Source organism: Methanoplanus sp. FWC-SCC4 (genome assembly GCF_032878975.1).
In the GTDB taxonomy this organism is placed as follows: Archaea; Halobacteriota; Methanomicrobia; order Methanomicrobiales; family Methanomicrobiaceae; genus Methanochimaera; species Methanochimaera problematica.
The window spans coordinates 2,283,270-2,306,016 of record NZ_CP043875.1 but is presented as its reverse complement, the minus strand read 5'-3'; the positions used below and the strand labels follow the sequence as shown (position 1 = coordinate 2,306,016).

Here is a 22,747-nt window from a genome sequence, read left to right as displayed (position 1 = left end):
CCTATTCATTTTTTATCTGATAAATTACTATCAGGAGTCATTCGGACAGAAGAGAAAAATATATAATTCACAATTGTGAACTATATATGTAGTAAAAATTCACAATTGTGAATTTTATGTCTGCCGGAAAAGTGAAAGAGGAGAGGATAAGTTGGATTTAAGGATACAGAAAACATATGAGGCTCTTTTTGCTCTTGAAGACATAAGGGAGATCTTTCGTGAGTCGCTGCCGACAGGCCCTGACGCAGACGGCGAAAAAGAGATCAAAAGAATTGCGGAAGAGCTGAAAAAAACAATATCCGATATCGAATCGGGAACCGGACAGCCTAAGGTAAGAGCAATCGGAAACAGCCTCCCGATACGCGACCGCGAAGAGGCATACATAAACATACAGCCTATCCAGGCGGCAGGGCGGCTCACAGCCGATGCAAGAAAGGCAATAATCTCCTATGGCGACGGCTACTCCGCCTGCGACCAGTGCAGAAAGCCGTTCAGGCTTGATAAGATCGAAAAACCCTGCATAGCCGGATTCCACAGAGAACTTGCAGAATTTCTCGGAATGGACGAGGCAAGGGTTGTCCCCGGCGCCAGAAGGGGATTTCAGGCAGTCACCAGTACACTCATCGAAAAAGGCGACATCGCAATAGCAACGTCACTCTCTCACTATACAGAATTTCTCGCAGTTGAAAACTCACACGGGCAGATCAGGGAGATTCCGGCAGACAAAAACAACATAATAACGGCAGACAGTGCGGCTGAAAAAATCGAGGAGGTGATCAGAAAGGAGGGCAAAACCCCGAAACTTCTGATGATCGACCACTTCGATTACACATATGCAAACGAACACGATGTATACGGAATTGCCAAAGTCGCAAAACAGTATGACATCCCCCTCCTCTACAACGGTGCCTACTCGGTTGGTGTGATGCCGGTTGACGGAAGAAAAATCGGAGCCGACTTTGTCGTAGGATCAGGGCACAAATCGATGGCATCAGCCGCACCCTCAGGCGTTCTTGCCGCAACCTCCGAATGGGCGGAAGAGGTCTTCAGGACGACACAGATCACAGGTGATGTCACAAACCGGCGGTTCGGGATAAAGGAGGTTGAGATGCTCGGCTGTACCCTGATGGGAGCACCCCTCTTCACCATGATGGCATCATTTCCACATGTGGTTGAGAGGACAAAACACTGGGACGACGAGATCACAAAGATATCATTCCTGCTTGATAGGATGCTTGCGATAAAGGGAACAACGGTCCTGTCCGAATACCCAAGAAAGCACGCCTTAACAAAGGTTGACACAACAGACAGCTTTGATACGGTCTCTAAAACCCACAAAAAAAGAGGCTTTTACTTTTCATCAGAGATGTCAAAACGCGGTATCGCAGGGGTCTTCCCCGGTGCCACAAAGCAGTGGAAGCTTTCAACATATGGACTTTCATGGGAGAAAGTCAGGTATCTGGCAGACTCCTTTGATGAAATTGCGGAAAAATACAATCTTGAGGTGGCAAAATGACAGACAAAAAATTCCGGCATTCAACACTCTGCGTCCATGCAGGTGCAAAGCCCGACCCTTCAACAGGGTCAAGAACCGTCCCGATTTACCAGACGGCCGCATATGTCTTTGAGAATTCCGAGCATGCAAAGAATCTCTTTGCGCTAAAGGAGACAGGAAACATATACACACGGCTGAACAACCCGACAACGGCGGTTTTCGAGGAGAGGATCGCCGCTATTGAGGGAGGTGTTGGATCGCTCGCAACATCGTCAGGGATGTCGGCCATATCATCAGCCATTCTCACCTTTACATCCCTTGGAGATGAGATACTCTCAGGCGACAAGCTCTACGGCGGAACGCATGAACTCTTCAGCCAGACATTCCCAAAACTCGGAAGAACGGTGTCTTTTGCAGACTCAAACGAACCTTCTGCGTTTGAAGAGAAGATAACGGAAAAGACAAGGGGAATTTTTGTCGAGGCAATAGGAAACCCGGGCCTTGACATCCCAGACTTTGAAAGGCTCGCAAAAATCGCACACGAGAACGAAATCCCGCTGATAGTCGACAACACGGTCGGAGTCGGACTCACAAGGCCCATAGAGTTTGGCGCCGACATCGTTGTCCACTCCGCAACGAAGTACATCGGGGGACACGGAAACTCAATAGGCGGCGTTATCACGGATTCTGGTAATTTCAACTGGAATACAGGAAAATTCCCGGAGATAACAGAACCTGACGAGAGTTACGGCGGCATCAGGTATCACGAACAGTTCGGGAGCTCTGCCTTTATCGTAAAGGCAAGGGTTCAGTTCATGAGAGATATGGGCCCGTGCATCTCACCCTTCAACTCGTTTATGCTCCTTACAGGGCTTGAAACACTGCCTTTGAGGGTAAAAAAGCACTCTCAAAATGCCCTTGCGGTGGCGGAGTTTCTAAGGGATCACCCCAAAATCGAGTGGGTATGCTACCCCGGACTCTCATCACACCCCTCACATGAAAACGCAAAGAAATATCTCACAGGCGGATTCGGCCCGATTGTCGGTGCCGGAGTCAAAGGCGGAATTGTCCCGGCATCAAAGCTTACCGAGGAAGTGAAACTTTTCTCACACCTCGCAAACATTGGTGACACAAAAAGCCTCATTGTCCACCCTGCATCAACAACCCATTCCCAGCTCTCTCTAAAGGACAGACGGGCGGCAGGAGTTTTGGACAACTTCGTAAGGCTGGCAATCGGAATCGAGGACGAAGACGACCTGATTGAAGACCTGAACGAAGCACTAAAAAGAGTCTGAATATGGGAAACAGGAAAGGAACGGTCGGGAGCATAAAAAAAGGAATTTTTTCATCACCCGGGGATTTTGTAACCGAAGGCGGCAGGGTTCTGCCCGGAATTGAGATTGCATACGAAGTCTACGGGCAGATGAACGCCGACAAAAGCAATGCAGTACTCATATGCCACCCCTTAACGGCAGACGCACATGCCGCCGGATGGCATGATGGCGACAAAAAACCGGGCTGGTGGGATATTGCAATCGGGCCGGGGAAGGCGTTTGACACCGACAAATTCTGCGTAATCTCCTCAAATGTCCTCGGAGGATGCAGCGGCTCAACAGGCCCTTCATCGCTGAACAAAAATACCGGCAGAGAATGGGGGCCCGACTTCCCGGTCGTAACAATCAAAGACATGGTCAGGGCACAAAAGCTTCTGCTTGAGCATATCGGCGTAAAATGCCTCTTTGCAGTTGCCGGAGGCTCGATGGGAGGAATGCAGGTTCTCGAGTGGGCCGTATCGTACCCTGATATGGTAAAAAAAGCGATAGCAATTGCGACAACAGCATCTCCGGGCCCCCAGCAGATAGCCTTCAACGCAATTGGCAGAAAGGCTGTAACCGATGACCCCGACTGGAAAGGCGGCCGTTACTACGGCGAAACCTTTCCGGCAAAAGGGCTCTCGCTTGCAAGGATGATAGGACATACAACATACCTAAGCCCGGAATCGATGGTTGATAAATTCGGGAGGGAGACGCTTCTTGGAGAGAAGGCGGAACCTGATCTCTTGCCCGACTTCCAGGTAGAAAGCTACCTTGACTATCAGGGAGGTTCGTTTACAAAGAGATTTGATGCAAACTCTTACCTTTACATAACAAAGGCAGTCGACCTCTTTGATCTGTCCAAAAACAAAACCCTCACAGAGGGGCTTTCGGGTGTCAGGGCCAGATTTCTCGTAATCGCAATAACATCGGACTGGCTTTACCCGCCCTCTGAATCAAAGGAAATCGTATCGGCACTGCTCGAAAACGGAGCAAAAGCGGATTATGCGGAGATCAGATCACATTACGGACATGACGCGTTTTTAATTGAAGGCGGCCAGCTAAACTACATAATCGCCCGTTTTCTCTCACAGATATGTTCAAAGGACGTAATGTCCGCTCCTGCAATCACAATCAGTGAAAAGGCAACAATCAAAGAGGCATCGGCAGTACTCATCAAAAAGAGGATCAACCACCTTCCCGTGACAGACCCGTCTGAAAGGATATCAGGCATCGTTACATCATGGGATATTGCAAAGGCGGTTGCCTGCGGCCTTGAAAGGCTCGAAGAGATCATCACAAGCGATGTGATCTGCACGGGCCCTGAGGAGCCGATAGAAAAAGCGGCTGAGAAAATGAGCAAAAACTCAATCTCAGCCCTCCCTGTTGTAGACAGGACAGGAAAAATTCTCGGAATCATAACAAGCGAAGGACTCAGCAGACTTATAGGAAGATGACAAATGCGAATCGTTTCAATTCACGTTGACTACATGAAATACACGGCAGTACGCCCGACAAAGGTTGCAGAAGAGCTGACAGAGAAAGAGGCTGAGATGACAGACGGGGTTGTCCTGATGTCATGCATCGAAAAGATGGATGAGATAAACCCGGGAATGGTTGTGGAAAGTGCAACCGCAAATATCCAAAAAAGGCTTTTAAAAATCGGATGCAGGAGGGTGATGATATACCCGTACGCCCATCTTACAAGCAGTCTTGCATCGCCTGATACGGCAATAATGATTCTGAAAGGACTCGAAGAATCGCTAAAAAATAACGGCCTTGAGGTTTCGAGAGCTGCTTTCGGGTGGTACAAGGAGTTTGAGATGAAGAGCAAGGGTCATCCTTTAGCAGACCTCTCAATGACAATATGTCCATATGAAGGCCGCGACTGTGACTACCACTGCCCGTACTGCAAAAGTCCGGTCAGAAAAGAGGATCTTCTCGAAGACTGAAATTTCACCGGAAAATGAACCAGTGACTTTTTCAATATCCTGATATGAGAAAGGGGAGAAACAATTCACATAAGAAAGCTATTATCAGATCAATGACCAGAAAAGAACAACCACAATAGTATGTCAGGAATCGGATAAAAAAACCTTAAAAATATTTCATGGAGTGAAAAATTTACAATGGACGAGAATAAGCGTATTGTTTACATGGATTATGCAGCTACCACACCCACACGGCCTGAGGTGGCAGCGGTGATGACAGAGTTTATGACAGAGCATTTCGGAAACCCTTCATCACTTTACGATATTGCAAAGACCTCAAAAGAAGCTGTTACAAAAGCACGGGAACAGGTTGCATCGGCAATAAACGCAAAACCAAAGGAGATTTATTTCACAAGCGGCGGAACCGAGTCTGACAACTGGGCAATCAAGGGGACTGCCTTTGCAAATCAGGAGAAGGGAAAGCACATAATCACTTCCTCAATCGAGCACCACGCGGTATCGAGGGCATGCGAGTGGCTCGAAAAACAGGGATTTGAGATTACATACCTTCCGGTCGACAGATACGGCGTTGTAAATCCAAAGGATGTTGAGGCTGCAATCAGGGATGACACAATTCTGATTACAATAATGTTTGCAAACAACGAGATCGGAACAATTGAACCAATCGCAGAGATCGGAAAAATTGCAAGGGAGAAAGGGGTTCTGTTTCACACGGACGCAGTCCAGGCAGTCGGACATGTGCCAATAGATGTCGAGGCGATGAACATCGACATGCTCTCCATGTCGGGCCACAAGTTCTACGGACCGAAAGGAACGGGGGCACTCTACATAGGAAGGAAGGTTAAAATCGATCCACTGATGCACGGCGGTGATCAGGAGAGAAGAAGACGTGCGGGAACGGAAAATGTTCCTGGCATCGTCGGCCTCGGACTTGCAATAGAGCTTGCAGTCGCTGAAATGAACGAGAGCAGCAGCCGTATCTCGGCAATGAGGGACAGGCTGATTGAAAACCTGCTAAAAGTCCCGGCAAGCCACTTAAACGGACACCCGGAAGACAGACTTCCAAACAACGTCAACATTGTGTTTGAATACATCGAAGGGGAGTCAATTCTCCTGATGCTGAACAGAAAAGGGATAGCTGCATCGACCGGAAGTGCCTGCAATTCGGCATCCCTTGAACCATCACACGTCCTTACAGCATGCGGAATTCCGGCAGAGATTGTACACGGGTCTTTAAGGCTTACACTCGGAGACCAGAACACTGAAGATGATGTGGACTATGTACTTGGAATCATTCCGGAAATCGTGCAGAGGCTCCGGAACATGTCACCGCTGACACCGGCAGAACTGAGGGGGTAAAGTCGCCCGGAAACGAAGATATGAATAAATGAAACTTAAAAAGAGGTGAAAAAGATGGATTACAGCGAGACCGTTATGGATCATTTTGAGAACCCGAGAAACATGGGAGTAATTGAGGATGCCGACGGCATCGGAGAGGAAGGAAACCCGCAGTGCGGCGATATCATGAAGATTTACATCAAAGTAAAGGAGAACATAATCGCTGATGTGAAGTTTCAGACCTTCGGATGCGGAGCTGCCGTTGCATCAAGCAGTATGGCAACCGAGCTCATCAAGGGAAAAACGCTTGAAGAGGCATGGGAGCTTTCAAACAAGGCGGTTGCAGATGCCCTTGAGGGTCTTCCACCGCAGAAAATGCACTGCTCCGTACTTGCAGAGGATGCAATCCACAAGGCAATCAATGATTACAGGACAAAGCAGGGCCTCGAACCCTGGGAAGAGACAGGCCGCACGGGACACCATCACTAAATATTTTATTGTATCTAATAACTCTCATGAGTTATATAATGCAATAAAACTAAAATCTTATTCTTTCCCTTACATGCTGTTCAATTGAATTATAAAGGTCGATCTCTGCTTTATGCCTTACTGAAACGACAACTGAAAAATCCTGTAAATAATCAGGGTGTTCCTCCTTTCTTAACCATTTTCCTGTGCAAAACACACCTAAAACCAATGGCTTGTCTCTACTGAAATCAATTTCTTCAGTTGTAATTATTGAGCCTTTCTGATGCAATCCTTTAGAGCGTTGTTGTAATCCGGGTCTTAACTCAATTTCATCAATTTTTGAAGTATCAAATTCATTATTGCCCTCAATGAATTTTGCAGTATTCCCAATTGTTTCAGCATCAGTATTTTTGAAGAGCTTAAAACCAAGTGAGAGACCAAAATAATCCTTTCTGTTTCTCCGGATGGGCGGGTTATAAACTAAAGAAGCAGATATTGATCTCTCACCATGAGTTGAATTGAACTCTTCAGGAACAAAGAATTCAAATAACCTCACCCCGTTAATCGAAATAGTTGCTTCTGCAAGAAGACAAACATGATTTAATTCTGAACTAATTGCATGTTCAAAATTTGGTTTCCCATAACCATATACATTTAACAGATTATCTCTGTCAGATGATTTTGGAGGTGTTTTGGAATATAGATTAACATCCAGTGGTTTTGGCCTTGAAAATGGGTATTCAGCTGAAGAAAGTAACAGAGCCTTAATTGTATTATTATTAAACTGAGGGTACTTTTTCCATAGATGGGCAGCATAATATGAAACCATTGGAGCTGAATAACTGGTTCCTATTTCAATTCGGAATAATTTATTGTTCTCAATATGATTGTGGTTGAATACTACTACACCAGGATCTTCTTTTGTATAAATATTAGGCAATATATTTTGTGGTAAATTTCCACCTACTTCCACAAAATCTGGTTTTATCATATCGTTTAAACCAGGTCCTACTCTTGTATAAGGAGAAGGATAATCCGGACTGGGCATAAATGAACTCTGATAATCACTCTGAATATATGATTGAGCAATTGACCCAACAGACAGTGCATAAGCAGATGAAGCCGGATCAGTTATCTTAATATCTTTAAAATCCTTTAACAGGCCCTCAGGATATTTAATCAATTGGGCAGATTCCTGATTACCTGCTGAAATAACAAAAATACAATCACTTTCAGACGCAATTTCATCAATGAATGCTGCAATTTGAGTCTGGTGCTGGGATTTATAAAATTCTTTGGAATCATTGAATGAGAGATTGATCACTTTTTGATTTTCAGGATATTTATCTGTAAAATGATTTATTCCCTCTGAAATCTGGTTCTGAAGAAGAATTCTATCACTAAATGTTCCTCTAACCTCTCCGAGATTCTCATCTTCTTCTTTAAAAAGAACCTTACATGAAAGAATATAGACTTCCGGAGTAAAATTCAAAGATTCAAGCCTGCTTTCAATATCTCCAAATAATGCTATTCCGGCAACACCAGTTCCATGTCCTACATCATCTGAATATTTGTTCTCGTACTTTTCAGGATCAATCAGATACTCACCTGAGATCTCATCACCCACTCCATTTTTTAAAAGAGGATGACCTGAAATTATACCACTGTCAAAAACAATTATTGCCGGAGAATCAGAATCAGGAGTTGAACCGGTATTGTAATTTTGGATATCATTGTCAAACTCTTCCTGACAAATAATCTTTACTTTTGGAATTCTCTCAATAAAACTTACAGCTGGAAATTCAATTAATTCATCAAATATTTCCTTATTAATTTTTATTCTAAGCAGAGTCAGATTATTAGATTTCAGTTTATCCGTGACTTCACCGTTATTGCTGATTATAAATTTCTCTATTTTCTCAATGGAATCTTTAATTTTATCCGGCTTCATCTGCCATATCTCAAGATCAAGAAATTCAAACTTGTCTGTGAGTGGATTTTCCTTTAGTTTTTCTCCGGTTTTATCATCTGGTTCTAACTTGTCAAAGTAATCTATTATCTCAAACTCAGAATACTGATTTTCTCCGGAACCATATCTCTCAATTCTTCCAAGCAAAGTATTGATATCACCATTTTCTGCAAATGCAACTCTGATGGATTTTTGTTTATCAACAGAATCAAGTGTTGAGAGATAATCCAGAGAGCAATTTTTTAAAAATTTTTCAACTTCGTAATCAGAAACGTCCTTTTTAAAAATAATTTTAAAAATCAGATTTGGATCAAAATAATCATTTAATTCCTCTTTTTTTGTGTATTGCGTTTCTTTTATCCCATTTAATCGATGAGTTTCAACATCTGAGAATTTGGATCTATCTTCCCGTGGAACAAATGAACCCCCGCCGCCATTCTTTTTTTTCCTCTGGAATTCTTTATTATAAATCTTTAAAGGTAAATGATCCGCCATTCTTCATACTTCCTTTAAACCTCAAATTATCTTTCTGCCTTTGAATGGACTTTTCAATATAATCCTGCGATAGTCGTTTTTCTCCATCCAAAAGAGAATTTTTCATAGCCCTGATTGAAACCTGTTCAATGTCTGAACCTGAAAATCCTTCAGTTTCTTCAGCAAGCATTTTATAATTTATTGAAGATTCTCTATGAAGTATTTTAAAACATTTTTTAAATATCTTTTCCCTTGATTCAACATCCGGAAGATAATAAATTAAAACTTCATCAAATCGGCGCCATACGGCTTCATCAAGAATTTGAGGATGATTACTTGATGCAAGAAGAATACTATCTCCAGTGTAATTTTCAAGCATCAACATGAAATTATTAACAACTCGCTTTATCTCGCCGTGTTCAGTTGGATCATCTCTTTTTTTACCAATTATGTCAAATTCATCAAAAAGAACAACCCATTTTCCTTTTTCAATATAATCAAATATTTTCCTTAAATTTGAAGAAGTTTCACCAAGGAAAGATGATATTACGGAATCAAACCTTACTATTAGTAAGGGGTAATTCATTTCAGAACTTAAAATTTTAGCAGTTAATGTCTTACCTGTTCCAGGAGGACCACTTAGAAGAATTTTATTTTTTGGTTTTAAGCCATATGAAGCAAGTATTTGAGATTTTTTATTCTCTCTGACTACTTCTTTTAAAATTTCAGTTAATTTAGAATCAACTATCAAATCATTCCAATTATAATAATCTTTTTTTATTTCAAGTAATGGAAATCCTTTTTCATTATCTCTTGGAATCGGAGGTAAATTACGCTTGATCAAATTAGACTTATTAATGTAAGAATTATCATTTTCTAAAATTTTCTTCAGCCTGTTAGCTACAAGATGATGGTTCTTCATCTCCTCTTCTTTTATTAAATTCAAGGCAAGCTCATTAAATAGTTCATCATTTTTTGAGATATGTGCCTTGAATAATAATTCAATATTTGAGGAGTTCATAATAATATCCAAAGACCGTACTATGGATTTAGTAATATATGATTTATGCTTTGTGACTTTAGGATTTAAAAAACATAGATCTTTCCAAATTGTAAATTAGATATTAAATTATTCACCTTAAATGCATCAACAATTTTTATTTAATATAATATGTTTAAAATTGAAATGTTATCGCCTTTTATGCTGTCATGATATCAGATCGTAATAATTACCTTTGAAGCGGACCGCTTTCCAGCCGATAATATTTATGATATCCTCCACCTGTTCCGAGGCGGAAAATTATAATTCCAAAAACAGATCAGGAATATTTGTTCAGATCTTTTGTTAACCCGGCAAAGCCGCCGTTTCTTCCGGCTTTTTGGGGCAAAGATCAGAGCTTATGATTTTAGAAAGTTTGAGGCCCATAATAATCCCTGATATTCCCAGAAGGGGAAGCCCGCAGACCCCGCACATAATCAGAATGATGAAGCCGGCGGTTACATCGCTCGCTATTATTGCCCCGTCATGTGACGGGAAATATGCATTTGAAATCTCGTCATATACAGGAACGAGCATAAAAATGCTGATTATAACGGCAAACAAGAGAGGCACTCTCATTACTTTTCTAAACTCCTGCGTCATTCCCAAAAAGAAGAAGAGCGATACTGGGGCGATTAAAAAGAAGAGAATCCCCCTCAGCCTGCCGGGGGTCATGCCCGGCCCGTACATCGGCCCCGAAGATGCAAGCGAGAATATCTCGATTATTATAATCAGGATGAGCAACAGCGGATAAAAAATCCCGGCCCACCAAAAACGGCTTTTTTCCTTCATGTAATCCATAAACAAAATGGTGCCAAGGGCCGCCAGAAAAGCGAGCGGGACTGTAATAACAGGCCCCCCTAAAAACATTGCAATTATCAGGAAGTATCCGGCAGATGCCATTACAGGCGAATATATCTTTAAAACAGATTCCGGATTACAGTTCATCAAAGTCCGCCTCTGTAATATTTCCAAAATTCCCCGGATAAACACCATGACCCGTAAAAATAATCAGATTCCCCGCCTGAAAATTTGCAAAACCCCATATTGACAAATATATGCCGGATTCAGTATTTGCCGCTTGTGATATACCGCGATTAACAGCAACAGAACGGACAAATACCTCTTTCTGGGCAGAAAAAGATTTAAAAAAATCAGGATGAATTAAATTTTGATTCCGGGATCACTATCTCCCATTCAGGATTCCCCGCAAAATTATAATTCAGCTCCCCTTCAAAATACCTCTCCACAAGGCTTTTTACAGTGCAGACTTCCGGTAATTTTGAAGTTTTTATGTCAAAACCGGCCCCCTGGCCCGAACCGTCATCTGAGAAAACAATCCTTACAAAACCGTCATCCGACCTGACAGATTTAATCCCGATTCTGCCCGAACTTCTGCCGCAAAGTGAGTGCTTTAGTGAAATTATAAAAAGATCGTTTATCACAAGAGCAAAGGATACCGAATCATCGGCTATTATGCCAAGCCCCTTTGTGTCCACATTTATTGATATAACCGAATCCGGAGAGTAATATTCAATAAAACTGTGTGAAAGATTTCTGATAAAATTCTCCATATCAAAAACGGAGATGTCATCGCTGTTGTATATATTTTCATATGCAAAAGACATTGAGATTATTCTCGACATTGAATCCTGCAAAATACCCTTAATCCTCTCATCATCGCAACTGGATATTTCGAGATTCATTACCCCGTTTATTATGGCAAGATTGCTCCTGACACGGTACTGAATCTCCTTTTTAAGATAATCATTTTCCTCAAGGATTTTATCATAATCCCTCATCAGACCAGCATCTTCACCATCCGCATTAAGCAGATAGTCGTCATCAATAAAACGAATGTCATCGTTCTGACTTTCCAGAACACCGCCTTTACCGGCAGTGTCACCTATATCATCATTAAAAACCACCATTGATGGCACAGCCCCCATTAATTAAATTTTAATCCCCGAGATCCCCAATCTCTGTTTAACCCGTACAGAATGTTAATGGGCTTATGGATTAGAACAATTGAGTGACTTTAAAGTATTTAATACAAACGGACACTAATATAATCAGGGAGAGATGGCCGCATGTGAGGGTTTCTTCAAAAGAAAGTTCTTGCTAAGGATTACTCAACAAATGATGATCCAAACAATTAAGATCAGCTATTGCTATTTTTAACTTAAATTGATAATTACCAAGAATGGGTCAAGGGTTCTTTACCTTCCACATATTTATGTCATGTCAGTAAGTCAAAAGCGGACTGATATTTTTGAAGATATCATTTCTCAGAAAATAGTTATTTCATCATCATCTGAATTCTCCAAAATTTTGAAAACAAGACTGATAAATATAAAATAATCCCTATATTTTACATATAGTGGTTTTAAAGATGAAATCAACACCAAATCTGAATATTGATGCTTTAATTCGTAAAGGATATTTTCCGGATGTTTTACCCCCTCAATTCAAAACTTCTAAACTTGCTGATATTCTTCCTGAGAATCTTAAATCAATATGCCAACTCAAAAATAAAGGTCCTTACAAAAAAGAATTTTGTTCAAGTAAATGTTGTTTACATTCCATTCCTAAGTTAAAAGTTCAACGCCGCGTGATGTCAATTCCAAATCCATTCCACCAGATTATTCTGTGCAATTATCTAGAAATTTTTTGGGATGATATAAATGAACATTTTGCTAAATCTCAGATTTCACTTAGTACTCCCATTCCTGATCCTGAATCAAAGCGCTCGTTTAAACGAAATATTAGTTTTAGAGAAAGAACAATAAAAGGGATATTAGAATCTAATGATGCCCGATATTGTTTATGTACTGATATATCCCGATTTTATCCTACAATATATACACATACCATTCCTTGGGCATTACATGGTAAATCCGTGTCCAAACAAAATCGTCACTGTAAAAAAGAGTATTATGGTAATTGTATTGATAAATCTGTTAGAAATACTAAAGATCAACAGACCTCAGGTATCCCTGTAGGGCCTGATTCATCTCATATAATATCTGAAATCATTTGTACACAAATTGATATTCAATTAGAAGAATTGCTTAATAAAAATCTTAAAGGTTTTCGCTGTGTCGATGACATTTGCTTGTTTTTTAGGGAGAGATCTGAGGCAGAACATGCATTACATGAATTACACAGAATACTACACGAATATGAATTGGAAATAAACCCGACAAAAACTAAAATTGTTGAGTTGCCAAGAAAACTTCAAAAGGAATGGCCATCAGAAATACGATTATATGAATTCCGAATAAGTCACAATAAAGGTGACAATCATTCCAAAAAACAAGAAACTGATTTAATAGATTACTTTAGTATAGCATTTCAAAAAGCAATTCAGCATCCAAATGATAGCATTTTAAAATATTCATTAAAACGGATTAATGATCAGGAGATACTTCCTGAAAATTGGAAATTGTATGAATCATTAATATTGAAATCAATAGTTGCTGAGCCAATGTGTATCCCCGATGCAATTAGGATATTACACACATATTCAAAAAAACCGGGGTATCAATTAGATGCTGATAAGATTTCAGCTACTGTTTCAGAGATGTTACTTCATCATTGTAAATTTTCACATGGTTATGAACTTGCATGGATATTGTGGCTCGCAAAAGTTTTCAATATAACCATAAAAAATCAAAATGTTTTAGATTCACTATCTAAATGTAATGATGTAATAGTTGTATTAACTGTTTTAGATCTCCGAAAAATAGGTTTGATAAAAGGAAATTTAGATACTACTGAATGGATCAATTTTATGAAGAAAGATGAATTATATTCAGATCATTGGTTAATTGCATATGAAGCATATGTTAATGACTGGTTAAATCCTGAAGATAATGGCCAATACATCAAGGATGATTCCTTTTTTAAGATCTTGTATGAAAATAATGTCAGATTTTATGACAGTAGTATAAATAAAAATTTTTATGAAACTTTTATTAGTTCAAGTGTATCAGAATATTGATTGAAAATTATACTTTAAAAGATATCAACTTGAACTACTTTTTTCAGATTGGTTCTCTCATTTGGTAATAAAAAATCTTATTCTTAAATTTCTAATTCAGAATTCTCACAAAAAATGACATCCTTCGATTTAAATATATAATATTCCCCGTTCCTTTTATTCCATGAAAAGAATGTTGCCAAATTTCCCGCTTCGTAACTTTTCATGTTCTCCTCTTGGAATTTCCACCACTCTATATAGTAATTATCCTCAAGCTTTTTTGCACCTAAATTTCCAATAATTCCATTAAATGTAATTAATACCTGAAGATCAATCTTAAGCATCTCTTTAGGAGATGTCAAAATATGATCATGAATATTATGCTCTTCGAAAAGTTCAGGATATTTTTTTTATTTCACCCAGACATACAAGGATTTTAAAAGATTCTCCACCATTCAAATGCGAATGGACGTTATTTCTGACCTTATATTCAATATCATTAAATTTGAAAATTAGTTCTATGTGTATCCTTTTTGCAACATTTTTAGACCTGTTAGTTGAAATAAGGTATAAGGTATCTGTTTCTAGAACACCGACTTTTCTTTTGGAACTTCCTTTCGGGGATCTGATTTCGGTTCTAATATTAGGCATTCTTGAATCCCTGAATTCAATATAAATAATACCAATCAGAATAATATTTACTACTGCCACAACGATTGTCCCGATGTCTGCTGCCAAACTAATATCAATCATAATAACCTTTTTTATAATTTAATTTGATTTCTTCACTAAAATTAAATGAGTATTGATAAAAAATTTAGAATTTTTTTTCAAGCCAACCCAATAACACCAATCCTTCGCCAGAATATCCCGAATATTAATGGAAGTTATATCGGGATAATTGCGATAAAAACCATCCCAGCCATAAGAATCCCCTGTACAACTGATAGTCTTATCCAGCCTGTTTCATCCCGCCTTCTTTAATTATTTCCACAGATCGCACTGCTCGTTGAAAATAAACAGAAACTCCCGACCTCGTTTTTCCTTTCGGATATAGCCGAGATCAGCGAGGTTCATGAGATCAGTCCTTGCTGTCTGGTAGACAACGCCGTGAGTCTCCATTGCCTCCCTGATTGTGAAGTATTCATCGCTGTTCTCCATCATATGCCTGAGAATATCCGCCTGCCTCTGATTGATATCAGGTATGGTTTTTATTATTGCTTTTGTAGCATTCTGTTCAGTCTGCTTTTTCTCGATGTATGAAAGAAGATCGGATCTCGCTTTTTCTATGCACCGGATGTTATAGAGGATAAAATAAGTCAGATCCATCTCGTCATATTCGGTGTGCAGGTATGCAAGAGCGTAATCCTTCTTTGACCTGAGGATTATCCTCGATATCGGCATGTACTCAAAGAGCCAGTAGCCCCGTGAGAGAACATACCAGTAAAATATGCTCCTTGCACATCTTCCGTTTCCATCCTCAAACGGGTGAATGTAGCCTATCAGGAAGTGGAGAATGATTCCCTTTATTACGGGGTGTATGAACATACCGGAATCCTCATCGCCCGCGTTTGCAAACCGGCACAGCTCCTCAATCATTCCGGGTATCTCCGTATGAACAGGAGGTACATGATGGACTGTACCGGTTCCGGGGTCGGCTACAACAATATCATCACTTTTCCTAAACCTTCCCACTGCTGCATCCTCAAGAGTGTTCTCTGTCACTATCCTGTGAACTTCAAGTATGAACTCAGGTGTCAGGGGGCCGTCCTTTTGACCCATGATGTGCTGCATCGCCCTGTAATTGTTAATAACCATCTGTTCGGACTTATTCGCGGCTTTCTTACCTTTCCTGAGCATCTCCTTTGCCGCTTTGTGGGTTGTTGCGGCACCTTCAAGAATAGAGGACGCAATAGCCTCCTCCATAAGCGAACTTAGGATGTAGGACTGATCAAGCTTTATGCTCTTGTTGTGTATTTTTATGTTTCCAAAGAGATACTGGTCAAAAATGTGCAGACTCCGGGATATCTCAGGCGTTGCCGAGTACCTGAGGGAAAGGGGGGAGTAAGGAGGTGTCTCATATCTTACCATCCGGAGCATCTTCATAAATAGCCATGCGGCAGTTCTCCTATCCGGGTCCGGGAGGCGGTATCTGAGTTCATCCCAGTAGAGATACCTGTTGTTGAATTCGTTTACCTGCCTTAGGAATCCGGGATCGCTCTGTATATCAGTAAGATAATCCAGAAGATTTTCAGCCCCGATTACTGGTGGTCTTTCCGGGAGTTTTTTCATGGCACACCTCCAAATACTAATTTAGTATATTTTAGTAGTTAATTAGTATTTTGTCTTTGGGCACCTGGTCCCAAATACTAATTTAGTATATATTAGTATTTAATTAGTATTTGAAAGTGCACAAAAAACAGCCTGTAAAAAGACAATATAGCAGAGGGTTGTTTATTTTTAAAATATACAAACTGCCTCTTAAAAAAATAAAAAACCCTTCAATTAATTATTCAGGGCTCGTTTTTCCTGCGGCTCAGAAGATAAGGCACCAGAAACACAACTACAAGTGCTATCCAGAAAGTTCCGAATATTATCAGAAGCTCAACCTGAAAGTCGTCATAAAACCTGGCCTCGACATAAGACTTCCTTGTCCAGCTGACAGTCACATTCCCGTCTGTTTCATCCGCCTCTCCTCCGTTGCTTACCATACCAAGAAGCGGGTTTCTGACATCATAACCTGCGGGAAGGCTGAGGGTTACGTTGTAGAAGCTGTCGTATAGCGCCTGAAAATTCTTGCCCTCAAGACCGGAATCGAAATAAACAGTGTAATTTCCCTTCTCAAACGATATGCTTCTTCCTTTGTCCTCAAAAGACGCATTTGTACCGTTTACGTAATACAATGAAACATTTGTAACTTTATCCGGCACTTTCTCTCCGAGCATACCCGGTTTTACAAAAGCGTAACTTTCCGCATCCTGTATCTCAACTGCGGCATGGTAGCCGGTCGCATTATCAAAAACAGTATACTCAGCGCTAAGGGCGGACGCTGAAAAAATTAGGGCTGATAATAATATCAGCGCAACACAGACAGAAGAGATTCCAGATTTGCATCTATCTCTGTCGGAGGCTCGCATTGCTTAATCACCGCTTCAGGATCTTTTAACAGGTGTCCTGTAACCACACAGACAATTCTCTCGTCTTTGTCGATTAATCCCTCTTCTGCAAGTTTCTTTATTCCGGCAACAGAGGCGGCCGATGCAGGCTCGACTCCGATTCCTTCTTTTCTTGCAAGACTGCGCTGCATAGCCAGAATCTCCTCATCCGTTACCGCAATGGCGGTTCCGTTTGTTTCACGGATTGCACGAAGGGCCTTCTCGGCATTTACCGGGGCACCGATTCTGATAGCTGTTGCAACAGTCTCCGGATTTGCTTCAGGCACTAAAACCTCACGTTTGTTGTGTATAGCATCAACAACAGGGCTTGCACCCTCTGCCTGAATACCTGTCATCATCGGGAGTGAGTCAATGAATCCCAGATTCTGAAGTTCCAGAAGTCCTTTGTAAACGGCTGAAATGTTTCCTGCATTTCCTACCGGAAGAACAAATCTGTCAGGAACTCCGCCGAGCTGATCCACGGCTTCAAAACCGATTGTCTTCTGACCTTCAAGGCGGTACGGGTTGACTGAGTTTAACAGATACAGACCCTCATTAATACAGAGGTCATGCACCATCTCAAGCGCCTTGTCAAAGTTGCCGCGAATTGCTATTACCTTTGCACCGTGCATAAGTGCCTGGGCAACCTTTCCAAGTGCAACCTTGCCTGCCGGAAGCAGAACAACAGCGGGGATTCCTGCCTTTGCCGCATATACGGCAAGACTTGCGGAGGTGTTTCCTGTGCTTGCACAGGCGACTGTCTTCATTCCAAGCTGAATAGCCATGGAGACACCGACAGTCATTCCCCTGTCCTTAAAGGAACCTGAAGGATTCATACCCTCGTGCTTTGCATAAAGCTCCTTTAGACCGAGCTCCTTTCCAATCGTTTTCAGGTGATAAAGAGGTGTTCCTCCCTCCTGAAGTGAAACGGGCTCGCCTGCGACAGGCAAAAGCTCTTTGTATCTCCAGAGCCTCAGGGGACGTTTGTCCCACTCGGCACGGGAGATGTCTATTGTATCCATATCATACTCTACAGTGAGCAGATGACCGCATTTGGGACAATGGTATATTATCTCATTCTGGTTATAGTCTGCACCGCAGTTTACACAGACAAGACGAAACATGATTAACAATTTCTGTGCCGTAAGAAGTTATAGATAGTGGATGAAGCACCGGTAAAAGAAAAGTCCTAATCGGTATGAGCACCCGATAAAGACAAAATTAAAGTCCAGGAAACCAGAAATATCAAAAATGGCGCCGCCTTTGAGATCTGATATCCCGCATATATGATAGTGTCCCATGAGAGAGAAAGTATCACACCTGCGCAAAGGATCAGTCCAAACATGTGATTTCTTTTGCTCTTTGGAACGACTGTTCCGGAAACCTTCCTCTTAGAGAACGGATAGAGCCAGAATACACCACTGTGTGTGCACGAGTCTTCGACAAGGTGCATAACACACCCGCAGAAAAACCCGAAGGCCAAAATCAATATATGGTTTATGAGATTCATCCCGAAGCCAAAACTGAACAATGCCCAGAGATATGAAATTACAAGTAAGGTGGTTATAATCACTCCGAAAAAAGAGTGCAAAAGCCCTCTGTGGCGGGGTTTTACCCTCCCGAGTGTCAGGACCCATGTAACCGCAGATACCGGGTAGTATATCAGATAACGAATCGTGTATCCAAACAGCGGAAGGAACAGTACGGTAGGTCTGCGAATCATCCTTCCGGCACCCCTGCCTCCTGAAAGCCCGTGCATTATTGCCGAGTCGGCAGCATCAGCATCCGGTGCAAGCGAACCTATGAAGATACCTGCAAACAACAGCGCTATAACCCCTGCGTCTGGTGCCAGAATCATCGGTGAAAATACAATCACCCCTGAAAGCAGGCTAAAATAAGCATGTTGGTCGCCTCGCATCTTAAATCAGGCAACTAAATATTACGCCATCCTATGTATAAATACTCCCTGCGGTCTGAAAGTATTCGCAAATCCTGACGGGCTCTTTTTACTTCATTTAAGGATATGGTTGTGCAAAAAATTCCCTCTGAATCATCTGCCCTGATAACTGTCTCCCCTTTGGGAGAGACCACCAGCGAATTACCGTTATATTCACCGGCAGAAGTCTTTCCTGTGGCATTTACACCGGCGATATAATACTGGTTTTCGATGGCACGTGCATGTGTGAGGATATCCCAGTGCTTAATTCTCGCTTTCGGCCATGCAGCCTGAACAATCACACAGTCACACCCGGCCCTCTGGTAATGGCTGAAAAGTTCAGGGAATCTTAAGTCATAACATATGGCAAGACCAAAACGAACACCCATGAACTCAAATGATGCAGGCGTATCACCCGCAATGTAATGTCTGTCCTCTCCCCCGGGTGAAAAAAGATGTATTTTTGAGTACCGGCAGACAACCTCACCGGATTTGTCTGCAAAAACAGCAGTGTTTCTTATTCCCGATTCGGTTTTTTCACGAAACGAACCCAGAATCCCTATTCCGTATCTGCGGGCGGTATTCCGGATAAAACTATTTACAGGACCCCTCTCCCCTTCTGAAAATCCGACAGAGTCAGGGTCCCACCCTGTTGCGAACTGCTCTGAAAAAGAGATTATATCAGCACCACGCCCTGCCGCAAGTTCTGCAAGCTTTTCAGCCTTTAAAAGACTCTCACCAGGATTTCCGGGGACTGCCTCCATCTGGGCGATGCAGAACTTCAGTTCAGGCATTATAAAAGACCAAAAAAATCTGTTTATTCAGGGCCGGCATTATCGTCTTTGTCTTTTGAGCCGTAAAGCATGGCAAAAACACCTGCCACTACCAGAACTGCCATGACAGGAAGAATATATATGAGGCTTCCGGGGGTAAGGCCGCTGTTCTCTGCATAGATTATTGCTGCAATAAGTATTCCGCCGACAATAAGACTTGCCGCAGATAATATTGCCCCTCCATAGACCATATTTTCAGACATATCTTAATACAATTTATATTATCCCCCAACTCTTTTTAACCAATTGCATTAGCCGCGGAGGAGGGAAATATATTTCATAAATGCCTGGATTGTGAAAAAATATTCAGCAGACTGCCCTGACAGAAATTTTATAGCCGCAATTCAACAGAAAACATTTTTAAAAGCCAGGGGCTGAAAAAATTTTTATTGGTTTTGGGGATATTTAATATTTTCAGATACCTTTCAAAAATCCGAGTTCAAAGGCTTTTTCATTGACTTCAATAGTCTTTGGGGGAACAAGATCCCTCACAGCCTTTAACAAAGACTCCTTTGAAAGCGGAAGATGGTGGGCTGCACAGCCTATCATCACAATATTTTGTGAGAGGATGCTTCCGGCCTCTTTTGCAATTTCCGCAGCGTCAATTGTTATCAGCTTAACGTCAGAGAGCCCTGCCTTTATGTCGTCCGCAGAAGGTACTGCAAGACCTTGTGTAAATGCCGATGTCGGCATTACCATACTCTCACTTGAAATGATTACACCTCCGTCCTTTAGGAAATGCCTGTACCTGAGCGCCTCTAAAAGATCAAATGAAATGATAAGATCCGCTGTTCCCTTTGAGATTAAAGGCCCGTATTTCCCGTCAATCCGGATGTGACTCTCAACAGAACCGCCCCTTTGTGCCATTCCGTGTGTCTCGGCTGATCTTACAGTCCTGCCTTCAATCAGACAGGCATCTCCGATGACATTTGATGCAAGCACTGTTCCCTGACCGCCGACACCGACTATCAGCAGATCAAAACTCTCTTTCATCTCTTACCCTCCGTTTTTATCGCACCTGCAGGACAGATATCCGCACATACCCCGCATCCGCTGCAAAGCTCGTTTATTGAGGCCTTATTATCGTAGAACTCAATTGCAGGACATCCGTATTTTACACACAGGCCGCATCCTGTGCAGGTTTCCGGATCAACCTCATACTTTCTTCTCTTAATTCCCGCACGGCGTGCTGCAATAACACACGGCTGACGGGCAATAATGACCTTTACGCCTTTGTGTCCCTTTGCACGCTTAAATGCCTCAAGGGTCCCTGTAAGATCGTAAGGGTCAATAGTGTCGACAAGCTCAACACCGCATGAACGACAGAGAGATTCAAGAGATATCAGCGGGCTCTCCTGTCCGAGAGCCGTCTTTCCGGTGTTCGGGTTCGGCTGGTGGCCTGTCATTGCCGTAATCCTGTTGTCAAGGATTACCACTGTCATGTTTGCACCGTTATATGCGGCATTCAAAAGGCCCGGGATTCCTGTGTGAAGGAAGGTTGAATCACCGATTGTGCAGACAACATCGTTCTCCTCACCCGTATGTGTCATACCGCTTCCGACTGTTATTGAGGCACCCATGCATATTGTTGTGTCAACCGCACCCATCTGAAGCCCGAGTGTGTAACAGCCGATATCGGACGGATAAATTGCATTTTTGCCAAAGACCTTCTTCATCGCATAAAACGTGGCACGGTGTCCACAACCGGCACACAGAAGAGGGGGTCTTGGAGGAAGACCTCCGGCAGCCACCGGCTCCGGGTATTTGTTTTTGTGGGCAAAACCCGCCTTTTCAAACGCAAGTGCAACCGATGCGGGATCAAGTTCACCTTCGTAAGGAACGCATCCGTTCTTTTTACCAAACACCTCTGTTTCGCATGCAGCCTGCCTGACCTCTTCCTCAACCAATGGTGAGAGCTCCTCGATAACAAGGACTTTTTTGTGCTTTGAGATAAATCCGGAGAGCCATTCTGTATCTATCGGATATGCACCTATTTTTGCAAACGAGACATCTTCAGGAATTATTTCCTGCACATATTCTGCGGCAATTCCGCTTGCGATAACAGCACTATCCCCTTTTATCTCATAGTGGTTGAGTCCGAGTTCGACAAGGCGCCTTGCGAGAGGACCCTGTTTTTTATTGAGTTCCTTGTGAAGCTCCCTTGTGTGAACAGGGATTACGACATACTGCTTTGGATTTTTGGTGAATTTGCCGGTTCTGTGATTTTCCCCAATGTCCCCGAGCTCCACATCGCTTTTTGAGTGGCAGATCCTCGTCGTCGGCCTGAACAAAACAGGAAGCGAAAACTCTTCCGATAGCTCATATGCACCCTTCATCATATCGTGGGCTTCCTGCAGGTTTGAAGGATCAAAACACGGAATCCTCGCAAACTTTGCATAAACCCTTGAATCCTGCTCGTTTTGTGAACTGTGAGCATACGGATCGTCTGCCGAGAGGATTACAAACCCCCCCCGAACTCCCGTGTATGAACTTGTCATAAGAGGGTCTGCTGCAACATTCAGCCCCACATGCTTCATTGTCACAAGTGAGCGGACGCCTGTCCATGCCGCACCCAGTGCATTTTCAAACGCAATCTTCTCGTTTACGGACCACTCAATGTAAAATTCACGCATCTTCTGGTGGCGCAGGGCATCTACGACCTCAGAAGACGGTGTTCCCGGATATCCGCTTGCGAAATCGAGGTCAGCCTCGCAGCAGGCATATGCTATTGCCTCGTTTCCAAGCATGTATTTCTTAACCATAACTTGTTTGATAATTTGTATGTTGATTGTT

21 protein-coding genes are annotated in these 22,747 nt (G+C 42.2%); 7 read left to right on the top strand and 14 right to left on the bottom strand.

Going from position 1 to position 22,747, the window contains the following annotated elements; all coding sequences use genetic code 11:
- The first annotated feature begins 151 nt into the window (after nt 1-151).
- The 6 genes from pscS to nifU all read left to right on the top strand — a co-directional run bounded on the left by pscS (nt 152) and on the right by nifU (nt 6,587).
- Entirely contained in the window at nt 152-1,516 is a 1,365-nt protein-coding gene (gene pscS / locus F1737_RS11550) for an O-phospho-L-seryl-tRNA:Cys-tRNA synthase (RefSeq protein ID WP_317136728.1), read from the top strand.
- The gene (locus tag F1737_RS11545) at nt 1,513-2,790 is read left to right on the top strand and encodes an O-acetylhomoserine aminocarboxypropyltransferase/cysteine synthase family protein (RefSeq protein ID WP_317136727.1); all 1,278 of its coding nucleotides are present in this window, start codon (nt 1,513-1,515) and stop codon (nt 2,788-2,790) included. Before pscS ends, F1737_RS11545 begins: the two co-directional genes overlap by 4 nt.
- 2 nt (nt 2,791-2,792) lie before the next feature.
- A complete protein-coding gene (metX, locus tag F1737_RS11540; protein WP_317136726.1) occupies nt 2,793-4,265 on the top strand; it encodes a homoserine O-acetyltransferase MetX in 1,473 nt (490 codons plus the stop codon).
- Between the two features lie 3 nt (nt 4,266-4,268).
- Entirely contained in the window at nt 4,269-4,760 is a 492-nt protein-coding gene (locus F1737_RS11535) for a threonyl-tRNA synthetase editing domain-containing protein (RefSeq protein ID WP_317136725.1), read from the top strand.
- Nucleotides 4,761-4,937: 177 nt separating this feature from the next.
- Nucleotides 4,938-6,119: a cysteine desulfurase NifS gene (gene nifS, locus F1737_RS11530; RefSeq protein ID WP_317136724.1), complete on the top strand. Its 1,182-nt coding sequence runs from the start codon at nt 4,938-4,940 to the stop codon at nt 6,117-6,119.
- 54 nt (nt 6,120-6,173) lie between these two features.
- Nucleotides 6,174-6,587, top strand: coding sequence for a Fe-S cluster assembly scaffold protein NifU (gene nifU, locus F1737_RS11525; RefSeq protein WP_317136723.1), 414 nt, complete (start codon nt 6,174-6,176; stop codon nt 6,585-6,587).
- A 49-nt stretch (nt 6,588-6,636) separates the two neighbouring features.
- On the opposite strand, the gene F1737_RS11520 is transcribed toward nifU, so the two are convergent.
- The 4 genes from F1737_RS11520 to F1737_RS11505 form a co-directional block, all read right to left on the bottom strand.
- Nucleotides 6,637-9,030, bottom strand: a complete 2,394-nt coding sequence (locus F1737_RS11520) for a S8 family peptidase (protein WP_317136722.1) — start codon at nt 9,028-9,030, stop codon at nt 6,637-6,639.
- On the bottom strand, nt 8,999-10,030 hold the full coding sequence (locus tag F1737_RS11515; RefSeq protein WP_317136721.1) for an AAA family ATPase: 1,032 nt from the start codon (nt 10,028-10,030) through the stop codon (nt 8,999-9,001). The genes F1737_RS11520 and F1737_RS11515 overlap by 32 nt, the downstream gene beginning before the upstream one ends.
- Before the next feature lie 324 nt (nt 10,031-10,354).
- Nucleotides 10,355-10,996 (bottom strand): hypothetical protein, encoded by a 642-nt coding sequence (locus F1737_RS11510; RefSeq protein ID WP_317136720.1) that lies wholly within the window; start codon nt 10,994-10,996, stop codon nt 10,355-10,357.
- Nucleotides 10,997-11,202: 206 nt separating this feature from the next.
- A complete protein-coding gene (locus F1737_RS11505; protein WP_317136719.1) occupies nt 11,203-11,979 on the bottom strand; it encodes a sensor histidine kinase in 777 nt (258 codons plus the stop codon).
- A gap of 461 nt (nt 11,980-12,440) precedes the next feature.
- Between F1737_RS11505 and F1737_RS11500 the strand changes: the two genes are divergently transcribed.
- The gene (locus tag F1737_RS11500) at nt 12,441-14,051 is read left to right on the top strand and encodes an RNA-directed DNA polymerase (RefSeq protein ID WP_317136718.1); all 1,611 of its coding nucleotides are present in this window, start codon (nt 12,441-12,443) and stop codon (nt 14,049-14,051) included.
- Nucleotides 14,052-14,134: 83 nt separating this feature from the next.
- On the opposite strand, the gene F1737_RS11495 is transcribed toward F1737_RS11500, so the two are convergent.
- The 10 genes from F1737_RS11495 to iorA all read right to left on the bottom strand — a co-directional run bounded on the left by F1737_RS11495 (nt 14,135) and on the right by iorA (nt 22,716).
- A complete protein-coding gene (locus F1737_RS11495; protein ID WP_317136717.1) occupies nt 14,135-14,374 on the bottom strand; it encodes a hypothetical protein in 240 nt (79 codons plus the stop codon).
- A 52-nt stretch (nt 14,375-14,426) separates the two neighbouring features.
- The gene (locus tag F1737_RS11490; protein ID WP_317136716.1) at nt 14,427-14,783 is read right to left on the bottom strand and encodes a hypothetical protein; all 357 of its coding nucleotides are present in this window, start codon (nt 14,781-14,783) and stop codon (nt 14,427-14,429) included.
- A gap of 231 nt (nt 14,784-15,014) precedes the next feature.
- The gene (locus F1737_RS11485; RefSeq protein WP_317136715.1) at nt 15,015-16,322 is read right to left on the bottom strand and encodes a Fic family protein; all 1,308 of its coding nucleotides are present in this window, start codon (nt 16,320-16,322) and stop codon (nt 15,015-15,017) included.
- A 221-nt stretch (nt 16,323-16,543) separates the two neighbouring features.
- A complete protein-coding gene (locus F1737_RS11480) occupies nt 16,544-17,167 on the bottom strand; it encodes a DUF5803 family protein (RefSeq protein ID WP_317136714.1) in 624 nt (207 codons plus the stop codon).
- Nucleotides 17,107-18,309 (bottom strand): threonine synthase, encoded by a 1,203-nt coding sequence (thrC, locus tag F1737_RS11475; protein WP_317136713.1) that lies wholly within the window; start codon nt 18,307-18,309, stop codon nt 17,107-17,109. Before thrC ends, F1737_RS11480 begins: the two co-directional genes overlap by 61 nt.
- 65 nt (nt 18,310-18,374) lie before the next feature.
- On the bottom strand, nt 18,375-19,103 hold the full coding sequence (locus F1737_RS11470) for a metal-dependent hydrolase (RefSeq protein ID WP_317136712.1): 729 nt from the start codon (nt 19,101-19,103) through the stop codon (nt 18,375-18,377).
- Between the two features lie 14 nt (nt 19,104-19,117).
- On the bottom strand, nt 19,118-19,915 hold the full coding sequence (locus F1737_RS11465) for a nitrilase-related carbon-nitrogen hydrolase (protein WP_317136711.1): 798 nt from the start codon (nt 19,913-19,915) through the stop codon (nt 19,118-19,120).
- A gap of 23 nt (nt 19,916-19,938) precedes the next feature.
- Entirely contained in the window at nt 19,939-20,157 is a 219-nt protein-coding gene (locus tag F1737_RS11460) for a hypothetical protein (protein ID WP_317136710.1), read from the bottom strand.
- Between the two features lie 211 nt (nt 20,158-20,368).
- Entirely contained in the window at nt 20,369-20,947 is a 579-nt protein-coding gene (gene iorB / locus F1737_RS11455) for an indolepyruvate ferredoxin oxidoreductase subunit beta (RefSeq protein WP_317136709.1), read from the bottom strand.
- Entirely contained in the window at nt 20,944-22,716 is a 1,773-nt protein-coding gene (iorA, locus tag F1737_RS11450; protein ID WP_317136708.1) for an indolepyruvate ferredoxin oxidoreductase subunit alpha, read from the bottom strand. The genes iorB and iorA overlap by 4 nt, the downstream gene beginning before the upstream one ends.
- Between the last annotated feature and the right edge of the window lie 31 nt (nt 22,717-22,747).

Excerpts from the sequence above, each read along its gene's own strand:
- F1737_RS11545 (WP_317136727.1), top strand. The coding sequence starts at position 1,513 with ATGACAGACAAAAAATTCCGGCATTCAACACTCTGCGTCCATGCAGGT.
- metX (WP_317136726.1), top strand. The coding sequence starts at position 2,793 with ATGGGAAACAGGAAAGGAACGGTCGGGAGCATAAAAAAAGGAATTTTT.
- F1737_RS11535 (WP_317136725.1), top strand. The coding sequence starts at position 4,269 with ATGCGAATCGTTTCAATTCACGTTGACTACATGAAATACACGGCAGTA.
- nifS (WP_317136724.1), top strand. The coding sequence starts at position 4,938 with ATGGACGAGAATAAGCGTATTGTTTACATGGATTATGCAGCTACCACA.
- nifU (WP_317136723.1), top strand. The coding sequence starts at position 6,174 with ATGGATTACAGCGAGACCGTTATGGATCATTTTGAGAACCCGAGAAAC.
- F1737_RS11520 (WP_317136722.1), bottom strand. The coding sequence starts at position 9,030 with ATGGCGGATCATTTACCTTTAAAGATTTATAATAAAGAATTCCAGAGG.
- F1737_RS11515 (WP_317136721.1), bottom strand. The coding sequence starts at position 10,030 with ATGAACTCCTCAAATATTGAATTATTATTCAAGGCACATATCTCAAAA.
- F1737_RS11510 (WP_317136720.1), bottom strand. The coding sequence starts at position 10,996 with ATGAACTGTAATCCGGAATCTGTTTTAAAGATATATTCGCCTGTAATG.
- F1737_RS11505 (WP_317136719.1), bottom strand. The coding sequence starts at position 11,979 with ATGGTGGTTTTTAATGATGATATAGGTGACACTGCCGGTAAAGGCGGT.
- F1737_RS11500 (WP_317136718.1), top strand. The coding sequence starts at position 12,441 with ATGAAATCAACACCAAATCTGAATATTGATGCTTTAATTCGTAAAGGA.
- F1737_RS11495 (WP_317136717.1), bottom strand. The coding sequence starts at position 14,374 with ATGCTTAAGATTGATCTTCAGGTATTAATTACATTTAATGGAATTATT.
- F1737_RS11490 (WP_317136716.1), bottom strand. The coding sequence starts at position 14,783 with ATGATTGATATTAGTTTGGCAGCAGACATCGGGACAATCGTTGTGGCA.
- F1737_RS11485 (WP_317136715.1), bottom strand. The coding sequence starts at position 16,322 with ATGAAAAAACTCCCGGAAAGACCACCAGTAATCGGGGCTGAAAATCTT.
- F1737_RS11480 (WP_317136714.1), bottom strand. The coding sequence starts at position 17,167 with ATGCGAGCCTCCGACAGAGATAGATGCAAATCTGGAATCTCTTCTGTC.
- thrC (WP_317136713.1), bottom strand. The coding sequence starts at position 18,309 with ATGTTTCGTCTTGTCTGTGTAAACTGCGGTGCAGACTATAACCAGAAT.
- F1737_RS11470 (WP_317136712.1), bottom strand. The coding sequence starts at position 19,103 with ATGCGAGGCGACCAACATGCTTATTTTAGCCTGCTTTCAGGGGTGATT.
- F1737_RS11465 (WP_317136711.1), bottom strand. The coding sequence starts at position 19,915 with ATGCCTGAACTGAAGTTCTGCATCGCCCAGATGGAGGCAGTCCCCGGA.
- F1737_RS11460 (WP_317136710.1), bottom strand. The coding sequence starts at position 20,157 with ATGTCTGAAAATATGGTCTATGGAGGGGCAATATTATCTGCGGCAAGT.
- iorB (WP_317136709.1), bottom strand. The coding sequence starts at position 20,947 with ATGAAAGAGAGTTTTGATCTGCTGATAGTCGGTGTCGGCGGTCAGGGA.
- iorA (WP_317136708.1), bottom strand. The coding sequence starts at position 22,716 with ATGGTTAAGAAATACATGCTTGGAAACGAGGCAATAGCATATGCCTGC.